At 68.5% G+C, this 1,576-nt stretch carries 1 protein-coding gene; it reads left to right on the forward strand.

Annotated elements, in window-relative coordinates:
• Positions 1-298: 298 nt before the first annotated feature.
• Positions 299-1,576, forward strand: a 1,278-nt coding sequence (locus tag GT030_RS03055; protein WP_346009546.1) for a M4 family metallopeptidase, incomplete at its 3' end; no start/stop codon positions are given.

Here is a 1,576-nt window from a genome sequence, read left to right on the forward strand (position 1 = left end):
CGTCCCCTCCCAGGGGGGTTCTCGGGGGTCCGTCTCAGGGGGGAGGCGGGGCACCCACCTGAGTTCCGCTCCGGGAAAACCGGCGCTCCGGAATGCGGACAGTCATGGCCTTTTCTTTGTCCGCCCGTCAAAAAGGTTTTACACAGCGAGGTTTGAGGTCGAATTCATTCGCCGGAACCCGGGCGGCCTCCTAGGGAAAACCCTCGCTTGTCCCGGCGCTTGGTGACATGACCTAGTCAAGGTGCCATTCTCGCCCCGTACGCGCATCCTCCCCACTCCCTTCACAGGAGGAGTACGAGTGAGACGCCTTCCCCACAGACATCTTTCCCGCAAGGGAGCCACGGTCGGAGCCGCCCTGCTGTCCACGGCGGCGCTCCTCGCCGTGGCCGTCCAGGCGACCCCCGCGGCCGCCCGGCCCGCAGCCCCCCACGCCCCGCTGCGCACCGGCGCCCTGGAGGCCAGGCTCAGCCCCGCCCAGCACGCGGCGCTGGTCAAGACCGCCAAGCAGGGCACCGACGACACCGCCCGCTCCCTCGGCCTCGGCGCCAAGGAGAAGCTGGTCGTCCGGGACGTCGTCAAGGACAACGACGGCACCGTGCACACCCGTTACGAGCGCACCTACGCGGGCCTGCCGGTCCTCGGCGGGGACCTCGTGGTGCACACCCCGCCCGCCTCCGTGGCCAAGGGCACGGTGAGCACCACCTTCAACACCAAGCGGACCATCAAGGTCGCCTCCCTCACCCCGGCCGTCACGAAGTCCGCCGCGCAGTCCACGGCGCTCAAGGCCGCCAAGGCACTGAAGGCGGAGAAGCCCGCCGCCGACAGCGCGCGCAAGGTGATCTGGGCCGGCTCCGGCACGCCGACGCTCGCCTGGGAGTCCGTGATCGGCGGCTTCCAGGACGACGGCACCCCGAGCAAGCTGCACGTCATCACCGACGCCACGACCGGCAAGGAGCTGTACCGCTACCAGGCGATCCAGACCGGCATCGGCAACACCCAGTACAGCGGCCAGGTCACGCTGACCACCGCGCAGTCGGGCTCCAACTACACCCTCACCGACAGCACGCGCGGCGGCCACAAGACGTACAACCTCAACCACGCCACCTCCGGCACCGGCACGCTGTTCTCCCAGACCAGCGACACCTGGGGCAACGGCACCACGTCCAACGCCGCCACCGCCGGGGCGGACGCCGCCTACGGCGCCCAGACGACCTGGGACTTCTACAAGAACACCTTCGGCCGCAGCGGCATCAAGAACGACGGCGTCGGCGCCTACTCCCGCGCGCACTACGGCAACGCGTACGTGAACGCGTTCTGGGACGACTCCTGCTTCTGCATGACCTACGGCGACGGCACGGGCAACAACGACCCGCTGACCTCGCTGGACGTCGCCGGCCACGAGATGAGCCACGGCGTCACCTCCAACACCGCCGGGCTCAACTACACCGGGGAATCCGGTGGATTGAACGAGGCGACCTCCGACATCTTCGGCACCGGTGTGGAGTTCTACGCGAACAACACCACCGACCCCGGTGACTACCTCATCGGCGAGAAGATCGACATCAACGGCGACGGC

This window comes from Streptomyces sp. SID1328, assembly GCF_009865595.1.
GTDB lineage: Bacteria > Actinomycetota > Actinomycetes > Streptomycetales > Streptomycetaceae > Streptomyces > Streptomyces griseoluteus.